17 protein-coding genes are annotated in these 19,625 nt (G+C 56.1%); 6 read left to right on the top strand and 11 right to left on the bottom strand.

Features of this window, described 5'->3' with window-relative positions; translation table 11 throughout:
• Nucleotides 1-2 precede the first annotated feature (2 nt).
• Both BFV97_RS07685 and BFV97_RS07680 read right to left on the bottom strand, forming a co-directional pair.
• Nucleotides 3-1,205: an MFS transporter gene (locus tag BFV97_RS07685; protein WP_069299753.1), complete on the bottom strand. Its 1,203-nt coding sequence runs from the start codon at nt 1,203-1,205 to the stop codon at nt 3-5.
• Between the two features lie 110 nt (nt 1,206-1,315).
• Nucleotides 1,316-3,505: an NADP-dependent isocitrate dehydrogenase gene (locus BFV97_RS07680; protein WP_069299752.1), complete on the bottom strand. Its 2,190-nt coding sequence runs from the start codon at nt 3,503-3,505 to the stop codon at nt 1,316-1,318.
• A 257-nt stretch (nt 3,506-3,762) separates the two neighbouring features.
• Here BFV97_RS07680 and BFV97_RS07675 point away from each other — a divergent pair, with 257 nt between their 5' ends.
• The gene (locus BFV97_RS07675; protein ID WP_069299751.1) at nt 3,763-4,707 is read left to right on the top strand and encodes a sodium:calcium antiporter; all 945 of its coding nucleotides are present in this window, start codon (nt 3,763-3,765) and stop codon (nt 4,705-4,707) included.
• Nucleotides 4,708-4,997: 290 nt separating this feature from the next.
• On the top strand, nt 4,998-6,572 hold the full coding sequence (locus tag BFV97_RS07670; protein ID WP_069299750.1) for a sensor histidine kinase: 1,575 nt from the start codon (nt 4,998-5,000) through the stop codon (nt 6,570-6,572).
• Nucleotides 6,573-6,689: 117 nt separating this feature from the next.
• On the opposite strand, the gene BFV97_RS07665 is transcribed toward BFV97_RS07670, so the two are convergent.
• From BFV97_RS07665 to BFV97_RS07630, 8 genes are all read right to left on the bottom strand, one after another.
• On the bottom strand, nt 6,690-7,535 hold the full coding sequence (locus BFV97_RS07665) for an ATP-binding protein (protein WP_069299749.1): 846 nt from the start codon (nt 7,533-7,535) through the stop codon (nt 6,690-6,692).
• 3 nt (nt 7,536-7,538) lie between these two features.
• A complete protein-coding gene (gene tatC, locus BFV97_RS07660) occupies nt 7,539-8,423 on the bottom strand; it encodes a twin-arginine translocase subunit TatC (RefSeq protein ID WP_216635954.1) in 885 nt (294 codons plus the stop codon).
• Nucleotides 8,417-9,082 (bottom strand): Sec-independent protein translocase protein TatB, encoded by a 666-nt coding sequence (gene tatB, locus BFV97_RS07655; protein ID WP_069299747.1) that lies wholly within the window; start codon nt 9,080-9,082, stop codon nt 8,417-8,419. The genes tatC and tatB overlap by 7 nt, the downstream gene beginning before the upstream one ends.
• Nucleotides 9,083-9,100: 18 nt before the next feature.
• Nucleotides 9,101-9,334 (bottom strand): twin-arginine translocase TatA/TatE family subunit, encoded by a 234-nt coding sequence (locus tag BFV97_RS07650; protein WP_245667654.1) that lies wholly within the window; start codon nt 9,332-9,334, stop codon nt 9,101-9,103.
• A 124-nt stretch (nt 9,335-9,458) separates the two neighbouring features.
• Nucleotides 9,459-9,818: a CBU_0592 family membrane protein gene (locus tag BFV97_RS07645; RefSeq protein WP_157888282.1), complete on the bottom strand. Its 360-nt coding sequence runs from the start codon at nt 9,816-9,818 to the stop codon at nt 9,459-9,461.
• 160 nt (nt 9,819-9,978) lie between these two features.
• Complete coding sequence (locus tag BFV97_RS07640) at nt 9,979-11,064, bottom strand: ABC transporter ATP-binding protein (RefSeq protein WP_069299744.1); 1,086 nt, start codon at nt 11,062-11,064, stop codon at nt 9,979-9,981.
• A gap of 76 nt (nt 11,065-11,140) precedes the next feature.
• Entirely contained in the window at nt 11,141-12,268 is a 1,128-nt protein-coding gene (locus BFV97_RS07635) for a hypothetical protein (protein WP_069299743.1), read from the bottom strand.
• Between the two features lie 111 nt (nt 12,269-12,379).
• Entirely contained in the window at nt 12,380-13,156 is a 777-nt protein-coding gene (locus BFV97_RS07630; protein WP_069299742.1) for an SDR family oxidoreductase, read from the bottom strand.
• 246 nt (nt 13,157-13,402) lie between these two features.
• On the opposite strand from BFV97_RS07630, the gene BFV97_RS07625 reads away from it, so the two are divergent.
• From BFV97_RS07625 to BFV97_RS07615, 3 genes are all read left to right on the top strand, one after another.
• Nucleotides 13,403-14,179 (top strand): M48 family metalloprotease, encoded by a 777-nt coding sequence (locus BFV97_RS07625; RefSeq protein WP_069299741.1) that lies wholly within the window; start codon nt 13,403-13,405, stop codon nt 14,177-14,179.
• Nucleotides 14,180-14,298: 119 nt separating this feature from the next.
• Nucleotides 14,299-16,119 (top strand): ABC transporter ATP-binding protein, encoded by a 1,821-nt coding sequence (locus BFV97_RS07620; RefSeq protein WP_069299740.1) that lies wholly within the window; start codon nt 14,299-14,301, stop codon nt 16,117-16,119.
• A 359-nt stretch (nt 16,120-16,478) separates the two neighbouring features.
• Complete coding sequence (locus BFV97_RS07615; RefSeq protein WP_069299739.1) at nt 16,479-17,363, top strand: LytTR family DNA-binding domain-containing protein; 885 nt, start codon at nt 16,479-16,481, stop codon at nt 17,361-17,363.
• Here the strand turns inward: BFV97_RS07615 and BFV97_RS07610 are convergent.
• Complete coding sequence (locus BFV97_RS07610) at nt 17,356-17,820, bottom strand: BrnA antitoxin family protein (RefSeq protein WP_069299738.1); 465 nt, start codon at nt 17,818-17,820, stop codon at nt 17,356-17,358. The genes BFV97_RS07615 and BFV97_RS07610 overlap by 8 nt on opposite strands.
• A 165-nt stretch (nt 17,821-17,985) precedes the next feature.
• Here BFV97_RS07610 and BFV97_RS07605 point away from each other — a divergent pair, with 165 nt between their 5' ends.
• Entirely contained in the window at nt 17,986-19,596 is a 1,611-nt protein-coding gene (locus BFV97_RS07605) for a peptide chain release factor 3 (RefSeq protein ID WP_069299737.1), read from the top strand.
• Nucleotides 19,597-19,625 lie beyond the last annotated feature (29 nt).

The following is a 19,625-nucleotide window of genomic DNA, read 5'->3' as shown; positions in this document are numbered from 1 at the left end:
CCTTACTTCTCCTGCTGAACCTCGGACAACCGGCTTCCGACGATCACCGCCGCACCACTCAGCACTGCCATGATCCCCAGCACCAGTTGCGGTCCGGCGGCGTCTGCGATGACGCCGAAAACACCGCCTGCCAGCAACAGCATGCCGATCATCGTGTTGGACAGCGCGGTATAAACCGGTTTTCGGTCGTGGCTGTCCATATCCGTCAGGTGGGTTTTGCGCCCTGCCCTTGCCCCTTGATAGGCGATCTGGGCAAAGAAGACATAAGCCGCAATCAGCCAGCCGCCACCTACCCCGAACGCACCGCCGAGAGCTGCCAGCGCGAAGATCACAGCCGACACGCCGCCTGCAACCATCAAGGTCTTCCGGCTGGAGTAATCTGCGAATGTGCCCCACAGGTAAGAGGACACGATAGACGCAATAGAGGATGCGAGGATCAGCAGGCCAAGATTGCCAAAACCGTTCTCGCTCTCGCCGCCGCCGAGCATGATCAGGAACGGCGGCGCGAGTGCTGTTGAAATCAGCAGTGCGCGGGTGGCGATATAGGTGCGGAACTCGCCGTCTTCGCGCAGCGGTTCCGACAGCCCCTTCAAAGACTGCTCTGCATCGTCTGATGTTTCGGCCTCCGGCTCATCAAGCGTAGTGAAGATAAAGGATGCCAGCAGCCACAACACGCCTGCCAGCGCAATCGCAATAGCGATGACAACGGGTTCCCGTGGCAGGATGTTAAAACTTAGCAAAAGGGCAAAAAGCAGAACCACCACCGCCGACAGGGTTCCCGCCAGTCCGGACACCCTGCCCCGACGCCCCTTGTCCACAGTGCGGGCAAGAATATCCTTAAAGCTGGCCGAACACACCGACCGCGCCACGGCCAAGACCGCAAGACAGAGCAGGATCGTCCACCCCGCCGCCGCCCCGTCCAGAAACGCTGCTGCCGCAGCCATTCCAAAGGCCGCAATCCCCTGAACCGCAGCTCCGCCCGCCCAGAAATACTTGCGCTGGCTGCGCCGCTCCAGCATTCGTGCGAACAGAAGTTGCGGGAACAGCGAGCCGGATTCCCGCACCGGCACCAGAAACCCGATCAGATAGCCCGGCGCACCAAGCGCGTTCAGCAACCACGCAAGGACCAGTTTCGGATTGATCAGCCCGTCGGAGGTTTTGGTCAGGGCCAGCGCGCTGACATGGGTCATAAATGCTTTTTTCATGTAGCGGATATATGCCGGACTGCGCCGCAAGCCAGTAAAAACCGCAGCAAAGAAAAACCGCCCGACGTTTTCACGACGGGCGGTTTGAAGGTCTAGCGCTAACGGGTGTTTCAGCCGATGATGTTATTCAGCGTCTCGGACGGGCGCATCACAGCAGCAGTTTTCGCATCGTCTGTGTGGTAGTATCCCCCCAGATCAACGGCTTTACCCTGTGCAGCAGCCAGTTCGGAGACGATTTTCTCTTCGTTTTCCGCCAGCGCCTTGGCAATCGGTGCAAAGTGGGACGCCAGTTCGGCATCGTCACCCTGTGCCGCCAGTGCCTCGGCCCAGTAACGCGCAAACCAATAGTGGCTGTCGCGGTTGTCAGGCTCACCCACTTTGCGCGAAGGCGAACGGTCGTTGTCGAGAATACCTTGCGTCGCTGCATCCACGGCCTCGCCCAGAACACGCGCTTTGGCGTTGTCCCGTGCATCTGCAAGGAAGGTCAGGCTTTCGCCCAAGGCACAAAATTCGCCCAAGGAATCCCAACGCAGGTGGTTTTCTTCCATCAATTGTTGCACGTGTTTTGGTGCAGAACCGCCAGCGCCTGTTTCAAACAGACCACCCCCGTTCATCAGCTTTACGATGGACAGCATTTTGGCCGAAGTTGCCAGTTCAAGGATCGGGAACAGGTCGGTCAGATAGTCCCGCAGCACGTTGCCGGTGATGGCAATGGTGTTTTCACCCTTGGTGATGGTTTCAAGGCTGGCGCGGGTCGCCTCACGCGGGGCCATGATTTCGAACTTGTCGGCAACGCCTTTGGCTTCAAGGATCGGCTTCACATAAGCGATCAGTTCAGCGTCATGGGCGCGGTTTTCATCAAGCCAGAAAATAGCGCGGCAACCTTCGGCCTTCTGGCGGTCGATTGCCAGATTGACCCAGTCTTCAATCGGGGCCTTGCGCGCAGAGGCAGAGCGCCAGATGTCACCGGCTTCAACCTTGTGGCTGTGCAGAACGGTGCCATCGTCAAGGATCATCTTCACTGTACCCGCTTCGGCAAGCTCAAACGTGGTCGGGTGGGAACCGTACTCTTCTGCCTTTTGCGCCATCAAACCGATGTTTTGCACTGTACCCGCAGTTGCAGGGTTCAGCTTGCCGTTGGCTTTGAAGAAGTTGATCGCTTCGTCGTAAACAGGGGCGTAAGAATTGTCAGGGATCACGCAATTCGCATCCGCTTCCTGACCATCCGGACCCCAGCCCTTGCCGCCCGCACGGATCAGCGCAGGCATAGAGGCGTCGATGATCACATCGGATGGCACATGCAGGTTGGTGATGCCCTTGTCGGAATCCACCATGTACATTGGCGGACGGGCGTCCATGCAGGCTTTGATGTCGGCCATGATCTCGTCATTGCCGGCAACATTTGCCATCAGTGCACCCAGACCGGAATTCGGGTTCACACCCAATTCCTTCAGCGCATCACCGTGCTTTTCAAACACAGGGGCAAGGTAGGCTTTCACAGCGTGGCCAAAGATGATCGGGTCGGACACCTTCATCATCGTGGCTTTCATATGCAGCGAAAACAGCGTGCCTTCTGCCTTGGTCTTTTCGATCTCTTCGGCAAGGAAAGCATCCAGTTTCGCCGCGCTCATGAACGTAGCATCAACCACGGTTCCGGCCGGATAGGACAGACCGTCCTTCAGAACAGTTTCGCCGCTGGCGGTTTCCAGAACGATTTTCGCACCGGTTTCCTTGTCGAGCGTTGCCGAAACTTCGTTAGAGAAGAAATCACCGCCAGACATGGAAGCCACACGTGTCTTGCTGTCTGCAGACCAGTCCCCCATGCGGTGCGGGTTGTTCTGGGCAAAGGTTTTGACGGCCTTTGCAGCACGGCGGTCGGAGTTCCCTTCGCGCAGAACGGGGTTCACAGCCGAGCCTTTCAGCGTGTCGTATTTCGCACGGATTTCTTTTTCCGCGTCGGTTTCAGGGGATTCAGGATAATCCGGCAGCGCGTAGCCTTGGGTCTGAAGCTCTTTCACTGCGGCCACCAGCTGGGGTACAGAGGCAGAGATGTTGGGCAGCTTGATGACATTGGCTTCTGCTGTTTTCACCAGACGGCCCAGTTCGGCCAGATCATCGGACTGGCGCTGCTCCTCTTTCAGATGCTCTGGGAAGGTCGCCAGAATACGACCTGCAAGGCTGATGTCCTTGGTGCCAACAGAAACGCCCGCAGCGGCGGCGAATTTCTGGATGATCGGCAGGAAGGATGCGGAAGCCAGTTCCGGTGCTTCGTCCACTTTGGTGTAGATAATATCTGACATTGGAAACCTCTCGAATGTTGCTCGCTGCTCCATAGCCGATAGATCCGGTGAAGTCGATAGTATACCGTTGCATACAGAGCGAAAACTTGCGGAACGGGCAAAATGACCCGATCCTTGCCCCCCGACCAGATTGCGTTGCAACCTGATCTGCGTGACAGAGATGTTTTTGCAGCCCCCCCTTGCACCCGGACGATATGGGCACTACCTCAATCCGAAACGCCGGAATTATATGAGTGGGGTAAGCCTTGGGCCAATCAATGATTTTTTTGCTCGTGGCGCTCCCGCTGTGTCTCGCCGTGGTGGTAATCTCTGCCGGTTTTTTCGTTAAAGGCGCTGTTTCCGTGGCCCACCGCCTGTCCGTGCCGGAATTTCTGGTCGGTTCGGTCATCGTGGCCATCGGCACCTCCGCCCCTGAAATGGCGATCAACATATCCGCGGTCCTTGAAGGCGCCGGAGACATTGTGATCTCTAACATCGTCGGGTCCAACATCGTCAATATCGGTTTGGGCGTCGGCATCGCGGGATTCATGCTCAGCTTTGACCGCGCCCGTCCGGAATATATGAAGAGCGTGTTTGTCGGTCTGCTCGGCACGCTCGCCCTGCTTGCAAACACGCTGCTGACCAATGCAGGGATGGTGACATCCCAGTTCAGCCTGGTCTACGCGGGGGCAATTTTGGTGGCCTTCGCCTATTATATGTATATCTCCATCCGCGATGCGGACGGCTCCGACGATGAAGAAATCGACGCCAGCTCCCCTTTGTGGCTGGCTGTGATTTTTCTGATTGGCGGTGCTGCTGCAATGGCGCTGTTTTCCGATCTGGCAGTGCAATACGCCGTCAGCCTGTCCAAAATCATGGGAATTTCCGAGGCGGTCATCGGCGCAACTGTAATCGCAGCGGGCGGGAGCCTGCCGGAAGTGTCTTCCTGTATCGCGGCGGCGCGGATCAAACGCCCGAATCTGATTCTCGGCAATGTGGCGGGTAGCCAGATCTTTAACATCCTTGGCATTCTCGGCCTGTCCGGTCTGATCCGCCCGTTTGATTACTCCACCGTGCTTTGGGTGGATATGGCGGTTTTGACGGGGATGACGCTTATCCTGCTGGCCTGTATCCGGTATTTTGCCCTGCGCCGCTTTATCGGCACGCTGCTGTTCGGATCTTATGTCTGTTACGCCGGATACCTCGTTTATATCTCCACCTGACCCTGCGCATTGCGCAGATTAACACGTGTGCAATCACAAAGACCAGCGTCATAGCGCACCGGCTGTTCATCCAATTCTTTCAGCTATTTAGACATAAAAGCAGCAGTATTTTTTTATTCTCTGAAAGGCGGTTGTGGAATTAAAATTCCGCCGATAGAACACGCAATCTGACGATGTCCTTAACCTGTAAAGATTATGGCATGAAAGCCAGCAACACTGTCTCAATGCCGCCTTAGTTAAGCCACCATCTCCAATCATAGACCGCTAAAGATCGCTGAGAGAATTATAATATGTTAACTGTCCTCCACTCCATGCATTCAGAACACGATTTTGCCCTGGTGCTTCTGGCGGCTTTACTCTGCACCTTTGGAAGCTGGGTTGTGTCCAGTCTGTACCGGCACGCTATGATCCGTCCCAAGGCACAGGCCGTGATCTGGTATTTTGTCGCGGCTGCCACGGCAGGCATTGCGATCTGGTGCACCCATTTTATCGCAATTCTTGCCTATCAACCCAACGCGCCCGTCCATTTCAACCTGCAACTGACCTTTGCCTCCTTGTTGATTGCAATCTTTGGCTGCACGATCGGCATTCTGATTTCCGGAATGTTCAAAACCAATGTGGCAACAGCCATTGGCGGTATCATTTTTGGACTTTCAGTATCTGCGATGCATTACACGGGAATGGTCGCCTATCGCGTGGACGGGATTGTCACATGGGATAAAACCTATCTGGTCGCATCCGTCATCCTCTCGGTAATCCTTGCCACACTGGCCCTGTTCTTTGGCAGAAATCAAAGCAAACGCAGCACTTTGTGGATGACCTTCGCACTCAGCCTCGGGATCATCGCACTGCACTTCACCGGCATGGCCGCATTCAAGGTGACTGCGGTAGAACTCGCCCTCGACTATGCAAATCCGGACGAGTACAAACTGATCGCTTTCGTCATTGCGGGCACGGCAACCTTGATCGTTCTTGGCGGGTTGTTCACTTATTTCATCGAAAACCGCACCAGAATGGAAAGCATAGAAGAGCTGCGCAAGGCACGGGATGAAGCCGAAAGCGCCAGCCGCGCGAAATCCGAATTCATGAGCGTGCTAAGCCACGAATTGCGCACCCCCCTGACAATCATCATCGGCTACGCCGGCTTCCTGTCAGTTCTCAAGGATAAAACCACCGCCAGACTGAAACCTGACGAACCAATTACCGAGCAGCATTTCCATTCCGTCGGGGATCAGGCCCAGCAATACGGCGAACGTGTGAAGGTTGCCGGCAAACATCTTTTGACGATCATCAACGAAATCCTCGATTACACCAGCATCGAACTGAACGATATTAAACTGGCCAAAACCGCGTTTGATCCGCGTGAACTACTGGACGAAGTCGAAGACGAGTTCAAAGGTCTTGCGGGTGAAAAACAGGCGGTGCTAGAAACTGAATGCGATGAAATGACCGTCATGGCAGACCGCAGCCGGTGCCAGCAAATCCTGATCAACCTGATTGGCAATGCTCTGAAGTTTTCCCAAGCGTCGAAAATTTCCGTTCGCGCCAAACGCGAGGGCACAGGGTTCCTGTTTGAGGTAGAAGACAACGGCTGCGGCATTCCAAAGAAAGATCTGGACCTTATCTTTCAGGCATTCACGCAGCTTGAATCCTCTGACAATCGCAAGGAAGGCGGAACCGGACTTGGCCTGTCGATCAGCAAGAAACTTTCCACAGCCCACGGTGGCGACATCAGGGTTGAAAGCACGCTCGGGTCCGGCACGAAGTTTTCTGTCACCATACCGGACAGTCTTGTGAAAGAAGACGCCAATAAAAGCAGCGTAACGGCGGACGGCGCAGGAAAACAGATCGCTGCTGCAGCGTAAATCGGGTGGTCCCTTCCCTCTGCACCAGAGGGACACCGCATAGCCCCACAGGAAAAAAGCGCCCGAGGGCGCTTTTTATTTCTTATCAGACAATGAAAACCTGAAAATGCACGGGTCCTAGCCTAGCTGCACACCGCGCCGTGCGGCCAGATCAACCACATATTGCCAGGCCACCCGACCGGAGCGATTGCCCCGTGTCTGCTGCCATTCAATCGCCTCAGCCCGCAGATCCTCGTCCGAAATAGAGATGTTATAGGCGTCACAATAGCCGCGGATCATAGAGAGGTACTGGTCCTGATCGCAGGGATGAAAGCCAAGCCACAGACCAAAGCGGTCCGACAGAGAGACTTTTTCCTCGACCGCTTCGGACGGGTTGATCGCGGTGGAGCGTTCGTTCTCGATCATATCGCGGGGCATCAGGTGGCGCCGGTTCGAGGTGGCATAAAACGCCACATTCTCGGGGCGTCCTTCGATCCCGCCATCCAGCACCGCCTTGAGCGATTTGTAATGGGCGTCATCATGGCCAAAGCTCAGGTCATCACAAAACAGCAAAAATCTGTGCGATGCGGCCCGCAAAACATTTAGCAAACGGCCGATTGAAGGCAGATCCTCGCGCTGGACTTCCACCAGCTTCAACCCGCCAACCTGACGGTTTGCCTCTGCATGGGCCGCCTTCACCAGTGACGATTTCCCCATGCCCCGCGCGCCCCACAACAGAACGTTGTTCGCGGGCAAGCCACGGGCAAATTGCAGCGTGTTCTCCATCAGAATATCACGAGAGCGGTCAATCCCCACCAAAAGGCCGATCTCCACTCTGTTCACCTTATCAACCGGCTCCAGCCGGTCCGGACCCACATGCCACACAAAGGCATCCGCCTGCGAAAAATCAGGGGCCGGCATCGGGCGCGGGCTGATCCGCTCCAGTGCTTCGGCAATGCGGGTCAGCGCGTCTAACTCACTCATAACTTATTCCATGTCTTCGGGGTGTCGTTCCATTGTGCCATCTTCGGCCAGTCCGTCTTCGCGCAGACGTTCTTCCTGTTTGCGCTCTACCATGATGACCAGCCAGATCGAAATCTCGTACAGCATGTAAACCACCACGAACAGGATCATCTGGGTAATCACATCAGGCGGCGTCACAACCGCGGCGAGGACAAGAATACCCACGACCGCATATTTGCGCACCGAACGCAAACCCGCAGAGCTGACCAGACCGGCCATGCCCATCAGGGTCAACAACACTGGCAACTGAAAGCAAATGCCAAAGGCGAAGATGAATTTCAGCGTAATATCAAGGCTTTCCTTGATGGATGGCAGAATGACGGTTTTGATCTGGGATGGATCCTGCGCCATCACATCCGCATCATCCCCCGCCACCGCATCCGCAAGGGCCGGTATGATGTCGGCAAATCCCACAAAGAACCGCATCGCCAGCGGTGTCACAATGTAATGGGCAAAGGCCGCGCCCAGCAGGAACAACAGGGGCGAGGCGATCATGAAGGGCAGAAAAGCCCCCTTCTCGTTTTTGTAGAGTCCCGGTGCCACAAACCGCCAAAGCTGATAGCCCACCACCGGAAAGGCCAGCATAAAGCCGCCCAGAAAGGAAATCCGGAAGAAGGCAAAGAACTTCTCTTGCGGGGAGGTGAAAATCAGCGTCGGGTCCTGACCGTATTCGATCAGGATTTTCGCCAGAGGCCGCACCAGAAAGTCCAGCAACGGATCGGCAAAGTAAAAGGTGATCATCACACCGGCGAGCAGTGCATAAACGCAATAAATCAGCCGGTTGCGCAATTCGGCCAGATGCTCGATCAGAGGCGCCGAGCTGTCTTCAATTTCATCTGTGCTCATGATTTGGTCTCAGCCGCCTTACCGGATGTTTTGGCTGCGGGCTTTTTCGGCGCCGCTGTTTTTGCCGCCGTTGTTTTTGGGGTAGCAGATTTCGTCGCCGTTTTTGCCGCCGCTGGCTTCTTTGCTGCGGGTTTCTTTGCCGCAGTTTTTTTGGCAGCAGCAGGCTTTTTTGTGGCAGGTTTCTTGGCAGCAGGCTTTTTCGCAGGCGCCTTCTTTGCCGGGTCTTTCACCTTGGCCGGAGCCGCCGACTGCAGCGGCTCTTCCACCACTTCGGAATTGGCCACTTCGGGCACGGCTTCGGGCGGCCATTTCGTTGCTGCCTTGTTAGCCTCGGCCACGGCCGCCTCGCGGCGGGCCTTTTCAGCAGCAGCGTCTACCTTTTCAGGCTCGAAACTCTTCTGATAGTCCTGAAACGATTTTGTCGCATCGTCCAACCCGAGGTTTTTCATAGAGGTCACGCTTTTCAGATCGGAGGCGATTTCATTCACCCCCGTCCCGTCAGCCGCCTGTTCCATAGCCCGCTGGAAATCACGCGCCATACCGCGCGCCTTGCCCACAAACTGCCCCACTTTGCGGAACATTTGCGGCAGGTCTTTTGGCCCGACCACGATCAGCGCAACCACGCCGATCACGATCATTTCAGCCATGCCAATATCAAACATGCAGGCGCTCCGCGCTTGTTAGACTGAAGTTTTGTCTTTTTCAGGTGTCACATCTTTCGCGTCGTCGCCAGAGGCGGATTCCAGCTCGTCCTTGCCTTCGGCCACGCCTTTTTTGAACGACGTGATGCCCTTGCCCACTTCGCCCATCAGGTTGGAAATCTTGCCACGACCGAACAGGACCAGCACGACAACGGCGATCAGAAGAAGGCCGGGAAGGCCGATGTTTTGAATGAACATTGGTGTAGGTAGCATTATATGTCTCCGAGTGCGGCGCGACCTGCGCGCCAGTGCAGTACGAAACACATTTATGGGGTTTTACCGGCGCTTTCAAACCCCCAAACACCGCCGATCACGGGGATTTGCCCCAAATCTTCTATCAGATCGCGCCACTTTGGGGGGCACCGGGTGGGAAAGCGGGCGTTTGGAACGGATGATCCGGAATCTTGCGCCGCCGCGCGAGCCGTTTGCGGATCGCGATACTGCCAAGACAGATCCAGACAATCTGGATCATGGCAGAGGCGAGATTGAAATTCTGGCTCAGCGAGATCAGAACACAACTTGCCGCCAGCGTATTCAGACAAAAGAACAGTACCCCGCGGCTGTCGATCCGTTGAAACGTCACGAGCGTGTAATTGCTCATGTAAATCATGAAACCGATCACGCCGATCGTGTTGCACACAAGCGAGAGAGTGGACACTCCGTCAAAAATAGCAAGTGGGTTGGAATAATCGGGCACGGTCGTCTCCGAAAAAATAAGGGAATAACCTAAGGTAAATCTGCTTGAACCGAATTAGAAAGTGACAAAAATCACTGTTTAAAACGCTTTCACGTTTCTGCCCACCAAGCCTGTCATTTCTCACGGTTCTTTCACGACCGTTTAACGAAAAATTAACCGGTCATGTTTTCGGGAAAACAAAACAGCGGTCGCGTCGCATGGACAGCCACAGGGCACGGCCCTTTTCGGGCAGGAAAACACCGGGAATCGTGACTTGCAGTTGCGAACCGTCATAGTCCATCGTGAATTCCACCAAAGAATAATGCCCCAGATAACGGGCCCGGCTGACAATGCCCCGCGCCGGAGTGCCCTCTTTAGTTGTCGGATTAGGCCCACGCCCGTCCCGATCAAAATCAAGCCGCAGGTGTTGCGGGCGAATGATGATCTCGACCTCGTCGCCGTCGTGACTGCCCGGAACCAGAAACTGGCCGAAGGGCGTGTTGGTCAGGGCGTTTTTAACCACACCCGGCACCACGTTGATATCCGAGAAAAACGCCGCCGCCTCTTTGTCCACAGGCGCATTGTAAATGTTGTAGGGGGCGCCCATCTGCACCACCTGCCCGTCCCGCATCAGCGCAATTTTATCAGCCATGCGCATCGCCTCAACCGGCTCATGGGTGACAAGCAGAACCGCCGACCCTTCGTCTTTGAGCAGTTCCAGCGTTGCATCCCGCACGTCATCGCGCAGCCGGTCATCCAGACCGGAGAAGGGTTCGTCCATCAGCAAAACACGGGGTTTCGGGGCCAGCGCACGGGCCAGCGCCACGCGCTGCTGTTCGCCGCCAGACAACTCGTGCGGGTATTTCCCGTTGTATCCCGTAAGATCAACGCGGTCTAGCAAGTCATTGATACGGGTCTCTTTTTCAGCCCGCGACCCGCGCAGACCAAACCCCACATTGCCTGCAACATCCAGATGGGGAAACAGGGCGAAATCCTGAAACATCAACCCGATAGAGCGGTTCTCAGGTTCTTGATGGTGACGGTCATCCGACACCACCGCGCCGTCGATCAGGACCGTGCCGCCGCTCTGCCGGTCCACCCCTGCGGCAATGCGCAGCGTGGTGGATTTTCCGCAACCCGAAGGACCAAGCAGACAGATCACCTCTCCCGCGTCGAGCGTCAGGGACACATCCGCAACGGCCTGTTGCCCGCCAAACCGACGGGTGATGTTCTGTAACTCCAGACGAGGGGGATGTTGGACGGCCAAAGGGCACTCCGCTGTGATTAACCACTGAATTTTGTCAGATAACAGCGCAAAGCGGCTACAGCAAGGCCACTTTGGGTCAAGCCTGCGTCAGATTGAATGTGCCAGCCGCCCGAACCACCCCGTTCACCTGCAATTTCATTCGCTGCGCACCGGGGTACAGCCGATAGGTGGTGGCATCGCCTCGCAACCTGTGCCGTTTGCCAATCGTGACAGACTGCCCGGCTTTCAGGTGCAATTGCTTCAGCTTGAACACTTTAACCCTGTAACGGCCATCCGCCTTCAGAAATTCAAGCGCGTAATCAGTTAACAAATCCACATCCGACTCTGCCCGCAAGTTCACCTCGAACGCCAAAGCAGTGCCGATAGCTACATCCGGCGTCAACACACGCAATTCCGGCGGCGCAACGGGCGGTTTGGCGTGATAGCCCAGCAGGTCCAGCGCCCCCGAATGGCCCTGTTTGACCAATCCCCGCAGGGCATGACGGGTGATCCAGTCCATTTCCTTGCCGGACTGCCGCCCCTCTGCACGCCAGCGGGCAAGTCGGGACAGCACCACATCGGGATCAAACTTTGATATATCATTCAGATGGTTCGCCACGGAACGTGTCACATATCGGGTCGGATCAGCATAAAGCCTGTCCAGAAATACCAGCGGCGCATGGTAGTCGAGCGCAATTTTGCGTCCCCAAGGCAATCGCGGGCGCGTCCCCTCGCTCACCAACCGGCGCAGATGGTAATTGCTGTCTTGTGCCCAGTCCTGCATGACCTCCATCACAAGCGCTTCTCGGGCGTTCAGAAAATCCCGTATGGCATATTCCATAGAAAACCGTTTGGTTAACGTTGCGAGCGTTTCAAGCGCATGCTCCGGCTGCTCCATTCCCTGTTTCGCAACGAAAGCGCCGAATGGGGCAAAGATGAAATCGCCAAAATCATCATCGGTTTTCTGCGGATCAAGCTCCGGCGGCAAAGCCCGCGCGATCAGATCGGCAGCAGCTTCAAACTCCGCAGGCAAGTAGCGCGTCAGAACCTCTGCAATGTGATCAATCCGCTGTTTAAGCTCCAGCTCCGGTAGTCTGGCCATCACATCCCGCTCAAATCCGGCCCGGTCGAATCCCCCGTCAGCCTGCGCCAGCAAACCGCCAAGATAGGCAGTCTTGTCCGCGTTAAATAAAGCATCCTTAAGACTGAACCGCGCTTGTGCCATGCGTCCCCCTGCTTCAATGTTGCCCAAATACTCAAAATCCGGCCGCGCAACACGCGACCGGACTTTTAAGCTAACAGACTCCGCTGCCAGTTAATGGCAGCAGATCCTGCCTTACATGGTGGAATTTACTGCCCCACCGTCCAGCAGGATATTCTGGCCAACGATAAATCCCGCGTGCTGCGAGCAGAGAAACGCACAGGTGGCGCCAAATTCCGCAGCGGTGCCATAGCGACGGGCGGGAATAGTTTCGCAACGCTGCGCCTTGGCCTCTTTTGCGCTGATGCCCTGTTGCGCCGCCACACCGTTATCAAGCGATTCCGCACGATTTGTGGCGTGAATACCCGGTTGCAGGTTGTTGATGGTCACGCCGTTCGGAGCGACCTGACGAGAGGTTCCGGCCACATAGCCCGTCAAACCGGCCCGCGCCGAGTTTGACAGACCCAGAACCGCAATCGGTGCTTTTACGGATTGGGAGGTGATGTTAACCACACGTCCCCAACCCTTATCCATCATTGCAGGCAAACAGGCTTTCATCATTGCAATGGGTGCTAACATGTTGGAATCCAGCGCTTTAATGAAATCTTCACGGTCCCAATCGCTCCACATACCCGGAGGCGGCCCACCGGCGTTGTTCACCAGAATATCCACCTCACCCGCAGCTTTCAGGACCGCGGCGCGGCCCTCTTCAGTGCTGATGTCGGCGGCAACGGTTGTCACCTCAACCCCGTGCGCCCGCAGCTTTTCGGCGGCCTCTTGCAACGGTCCGTCGGAACGGGCGTTGATGACCAGATCGACACCGGCCTCTGCCAGCGCCTCGGCACAGCCAAAGCCCAAACCCTTTGACGCCGCGCAAACAATCGCACGTTTTCCTTTTATGCCCAAATCCATTTCCGAATCTCCTTTGTTCGTGTTGGGCACAAACTACGAAGACTGGGCAGCTAACACAATCGCAGCCACTCGCTCTTCCTTCTTTCACCGCTCCCTTCACGGCTCGCCTTATCGCGCCTCGCTGTTTCAACCATCGGCGGTCCCTTGCTCGGATCGGCGGGGAAATCAGCCAAAGCTTGCGCTTGCAGGATTTCTGCCAAATAACACCGCCAGCCCCCCCGAAAAAACCGATAAGTGGAAAGCCCGATGCCCCGTTTGATGCAAACCCTGTTAACAGGCCTCTGCCTGAGCGGACTGGTGTTTCTTGCGGCCTGCACAGAGAATGACCGCCCCGCGCCGCCCCTGATGGAAGCGCAAACAGCACCTGTTATCGCAGGGCAACGAAACGTGCTACTAAGCGAAGGATTGATCCGCTTTTCCCGCGTGCACAAACGACTGCTGCCTGTGGCAAAACGGGCGTGCCAAAAGGCCCACCCCGAACAAAAAGCCGCACGCTGTGCGTTTCAGTTTGTGGTCGCACTGGATCGGGGCAACCCGCCGGACGCCAAATTTACCCGCGATGGCGCTGGCCGTCCGGTCATCGTATTTAACCACGCAATGGTTAAATTTCTGAAAACAGATGACGAATTCGCGATGGTGATGGCCCATGAAATGGCCCATCAAATCGCCCGCCACATCACGCGCGGGCAGGAAGAAGTGCTGCGCGGCGCAATGAACAGCGCCAAGACCGCCAAAGCCGAAGGGCGCGATGTCAATCAAGCCGCCCGCTATGGCGCACAACGGGCGCTGGCCTCTTATACCAAACAGTTTGAATATGAGGCCGATCGCAACGGCACGATTTTGATGATGGCGGCAGGGTATAACCCCGATCAGGCGATTACCCTGCTGAACCGCCTGCCCAAATCCTCTGGCCGGACCAGCCGCCATCCCGCAGATCCGGACCGGATCAACAAGGTACGCGCCTTGTCCCGTCAAATCCGTGACAGTCAGTCAATCGGGCGTAAGGTGCCGCTGCTGTTCTGACTAAATTCACGCCGCATGGATTAAAACACCCGCACACCGCCCACCCGAGGCACCGAATTTATTGACAGGACGCCCCTGCCCGCCGCAAGGTTTCCTTCAAGAAAATTCAGGAGTCTTTCATGCCCGACGGTCAACCCCTCGTTTCCTTTGAAAATCTGCGGGTGGAGTTTGATACCAACTCCGGCGTTGTGGTCGGGGTAGAGGATGTGAGTTTTCACATCAATCCGGGCGAAACCGTTTGTGTGGTCGGGGAAAGCGGCTCTGGCAAATCGGTGTCCTCCTTGTCCTTGATGCGGCTGATCGAATATGGCGGTGGCCGGATCGCCTCTGGCAAACTGAATTTCACCGCCTCCAACGGCAGCGTCAGCGACCTGACCGAAGCGGATGCGGATTTGATGCGCACCATTCGCGGCAACCAGATCGGCATGATCTTTCAGGAACCGATGACCTCTCTCAATCCTGTGTTTACCGTGGGGCGACAACTGACCGAAGGCTTGCGGGTCCACAAGAAAATGTCCCGCACCGCAGCAGAGGCCCGTGCTCTTGAGCTGTTGCAACGGGTGCGGATTCCCGAACCGGAACGCCGCCTGACCCAATATCCCCACGAACTTTCGGGGGGGATGCGCCAGCGGGTGATGATCGCTATGGCGCTGGCCTGCGAACCCCGTCTGTTGATCGCGGATGAGCCGACGACCGCGCTTGATGTGACCATTCAAGCCGAGATCCTCTCGCTTATCAACCGGCTGAAAGAGGAAACCGGCACCGCAGTTCTGTTTATCACCCACGATATGGCGGTGGTGGCGCAGATGGCGGATCGGGTTGTCGTCATGTTTCGCGGCAATCTGGTGGAAGAAGGTCCGGTCGCGGAAATCTTTAACAATCCCAGGGAAGAATACACCCGCGCCCTGCTTGCGGCGGTGCCCAAGCTCGGGGAGATGGCAGGCAAACCCAACCCCGAACCGATGGCGATTATGGGGGAGACCCGCGCAGAACCGCCCCGGCCGATCATCGCAGGAACCGAGACGCTGCTGGAGGTCCGGAACCTGACCACCCGCTATCCGGTGAAAGGCGGGTTGTTGCGCCGCACCGTGGCCAATGTTCATGCTGTCGAAGACGTATCCTTCACCCTGAAACGGGGCGAAACCCTGTCGCTGGTGGGTGAAAGCGGCTGTGGCAAATCCTCGGCGGGGCGTTCGGTTCTGCGCCTTGAAGAACCGTTGAGCGGTGAAGTCGTCATCAATGGCGTCAATATTCTTGAGATGAACGGCGCGGACCTGCATGAAGCGCGGCGCAACATGCAGATGATTTTTCAGGACCCGTTTGCTTCGCTTAATCCGACCCGCAAGGTTGTGGATCAGGTGATCGAACCGATGATCAATTACGGCATCGGCAAACGCTCTGAAATGCGCGAGCGTGCGCGACAGTTGTTTGACCGCTGCGGCCTGAATGAAACCTTTCTCGATCGCTACCCGCACGAGTTTTCCGGCGGCCAGCGCCAGCGCGTCGCCATTGCCCGCGCTTTGGCACTGAACCCGAAACTGATTGTCGCGGATGAGGCCGTTTCCGCCCTTGATGTATCGGTACAAGCGCAAGTTTTAAACCTGATGATGGAACTTCAGGCGGAACTGGAGCTGTCCTATCTGTTCATCAGTCACGACATGGCAGTGGTAGAACGGGTATCCCATCAGGTTGCGGTGATGTATCTGGGGCGTATCGTTGAAATAGGCCCGCGGGCGGCAATTTTCGAAAATCCCCAGCACGACTACACACGCACCCTGCTGTCCGCAGTGCCCCGCCCTGATCCCCATGACAGGCAAATCGACAGAGAGCTGAACTTCAAACCGATTCCAAGCCCGATCTTTCCGGTGGGATATACCCCCTCGCCCTCTCGCTATCGGGAGGTTTCTCCGGGACATCGGGTGCTTGAGGATTTGCAATAATTTAGGGCTGGAAAGATGCAGTGCTGCTCATGGCGTTGGCCGTAGTACTCTCTACGCGACACCGGAAACTTCGGCCAACGCCCCCGAGCACGACACCGCTTCGGGTATCCTCTTGTTGACGGTCTATCAGGGCGAAAACAACGGTGTTTACGTGAATTGCATGGGTTGTTTCGTGAATGGCATAGGGTGGAGATTTCGCGCGAGAAGATTCAACCAGCAGTAGCATCCCTTGCCTTCCCCTGTTTTCTCTACAATATTACAATGTATTAGCCGGAAAACCGGGTGTCAGGGACTCTGTGATTCCCGTGGGGCCCCGCAAATCGCGGGCATAACGTAAGAGAAGCAGAGATCATTAACGCATGACCGTTTTTCGTGAAAATCCATTCTCTAAACCCTTTCTCAAGCGGGTTTTTTTCGCGACAGAGCGCCGTGTTTCCCATCCGGCCACCCTGACGATCATGATTGGCGCCACCATAATCTGCACCCTTATCGGACCGTTTGATACCTATCGGCAGGACAGCTTTGCCTTTCGGCTGTATTTCTGGGGCGCGATTGTTCTGACCTCTACGACCTACGGTTGCCTGGCGTCGGTCTGGACGAATCTTGCCTTCCGACACCTGCCCTATTGGCAGCGCACATTGATCAACCTGCCAATCTTTGCCTTGCCATTTACCTTGGTCAGTTGGGAATTTGCCAGCATGTTTTACGCCCCGCAAGATATGCCCCACCCGATTGTTGTGCTATCCCTGATCCTGGCCGTTGATCTGTTTGTGCACGGCTGTCTTTGGGTCAGCTACGCCAACCGCAAAAAAGCGGTGCCGCCACAGGAACAGCCGCTCCGCATGCCCGCCCCACCGCCGCCGCTGCCCGATACGCCACCTTCTGAAACTGTGCTCCCCGAAACGGAACCGGAGCCGGAGGCAAAACCTGAAGGATGTCCTTTTTTGCACCGTCTGGGGCCGAATGGCGGCAGCTATCTGATCCGTTTGGCGATGAACGACCACTATATCGAGGCCCATACCGACACAGGCATTCACATGCTTTACATGCGTTTCGGAGATGCTGTCGCCATGTTGAACTCTGAAAACGGCGCCAAGGTGCATCGGTCCCACTGGGTCCGGTTTTCCGAGATTATTGACGTGGAACGCAACGGCCAGAAAGTGGCACTTGTAATGTCGGATGGCGCGACTGTTCCGGTGTCGCGCAGTCACAAAGCCTTCCTGCAGGAAAAGGGAATCATCTAGCCCCATCCTCATGGGCTTTGCGGATCAGCGCGAGACTGGTTTCAATTTCCGTAACCAGCGCCGTGACATCTTTGGTGTCGTCCCCTGCGTCCCTGCGCAGATCCGATAGTTTTTGTTTCAACATATCTTCAATCAGGGAATAATCCTTCGGCCCCACGGCATCCGCATCCCAATGGGATTGCACCAACCCCGATTGCAGCGCATGCCAGTAGATGCGCAGGATCGAATTGATCCGCGCCTCAAACCCTGTGCCAAATTTGCGGAACCATTTCAGCAGATCGTCATCAAGACTTAGCGTAATTTCCGTCTTTGGCGGCGCAACAGGGTGAAGAAGCGGGATGTCATTCCATCCTTGCGGTAACGATCCCTTAACCCATTGCCGTTGAAAATCGCTTTGCAACCTTTTGAGTTCATACACCAGATTTGCGTTGGCGGTTTCCTGGGCTTTTGTGGTCACGGTTCGGCTCCTTTGCTGTGGGACAGTCGGGAACCTAGTTAATTTGCGTTAACACCGGCTTGGAGCTGCGCACTCTTGGCGGATTACGGCGAAATTTCTTACAAACTCCGCCGGTCCAACGCTGTTTTCTTGCCACGCCCGCAAAGCTTAACTATACGCACACGCATGTTAGATCGCACCTCAAACCAGCCCGTGTTGCCGCCGGAAATCGACCGTCGCCGCACATTCGCAATTATCTCGCATCCGGATGCGGGTAAAACCACGCTGACGGAAAAATTTCTGCTCTATGGTGGTGCGATCCAGATGGCCGGACAGGTGCGCGCCAAGGGGGAGGCCCGCCGCACCCGCTCGGACTTCATGCAGATGGAAAAAGACCGCGGCATCTCGGTTTCCGCGTCTGCTATGTCGTTTGAATTCCGCGACTATTGGTTCAATCTGGTGGACACGCCCGGTCACTCCGATTTTTCCGAGGACACTTACCGCACGCTCACCGCTGTAGACGCCGCGATTATGGTTATTGACGGCGCCAAAGGGGTGGAGAGCCAGACGCAAAAGCTGTTCGAGGTCTGCCGGATGCGGGATATGCCAATCCTGACCTTCTGTAACAAGATGGACCGCGAAAGCCGCGATACCTTTGACATTATTGACGAAATTCAGGAAAATCTTGCGATTGACGTCAGTCCCGCCAGTTGGCCGATCGGCGTCGGACGGGAGTTTATGGGCTGTTACGACCTGCTGAATGACAGGCTGGAATTGATGGATCGCGCCGACAGAAACGTGGTTTCGGATTCGATCAAGATCAGCGGTCTGAGCGATCCCAAACTGGCAGAACATGTCCCCGCACATCTGCTGGAAAAACTGCTCGAAGAAATCGAGATGGCGCGCGAACTGCTGCCGGAACTGGATCATCAGGCATTTCTGGACGGCACCATGACGCCAATTTGGTTCGGCTCTGCGATCAACTCTTTTGGCGTGCAGGAACTTATGGACGGGATTGGCACCTATGGTCCCAAACCCCAAGTGCGCCCCGCCGCCGAACGCCAGGTCTTACCGGACGAAAAGAAGGTTTCCGGCTTTGTGTTCAAGGTTCAGGCCAATATGGACCCCAAGCATCGCGACAGGATCGCCTTTGTGCGCCTGTGTTCGGGGCATTTCAAGCGAGGCATGAAGCTGACCCATGTGCGCACCAAAAAACCGATGGCCATTGCCTCTCCGATGTTGTTTCTGGCGTCCGACCGTGAACTGGCCGAGGAAGCATGGGCTGGCGACATCATCGGCATCCCCAACCACGGCCAATTGCGGATCGGTGACGCGCTCACCGAAGGCGAAGCGCTGCATTTTGCCGGTATCCCCTCCTTCGCACCGGAGCTGTTGCAATCGGTTCGGTCAACCGACCCGATGAAGGCAAAACATCTGGATAAGGCATTGAACCAGTTTGCCGAAGAAGGCGCTGCCAAATTGTTCAAACCCGCCATTGGCGCAGGCTGGATCATCGGCGTTGTGGGGGCCTTGCAATTCGAAGTGCTCGCCAGCCGGATTGAATTGGAATACGGCATTCCTGTGCGTTTCGAACCGACCCAGTTCACCTCTGCCCGCTGGCTGAACGGGCCGCAGGACAAAGTTGACAGCTTCATCAACGTGAACAAGGGCCATATTGCCCATGACCACGACGGGGATCCGGTCTTTATGACCCGACTGCAATGGGATATTGACCGTGTGGAACGGGATTATCCCGATTTGAAACTGACCAGCACTAAAGAAATGCTGGTGATCTAAACTCCTTATAAAGCGGGCTAAACCGGCCC

Origin of the sequence: Neptunicoccus sediminis (genome assembly GCF_001719615.1) — a bacterium.
Taxonomy (GTDB): Bacteria; Pseudomonadota; Alphaproteobacteria; order Rhodobacterales; family Rhodobacteraceae; genus Amylibacter; species Amylibacter sediminis.
The sequence above is the reverse complement of the archived record's forward strand: the minus strand, read 5'-3'. Positions and strand labels throughout refer to the sequence as shown.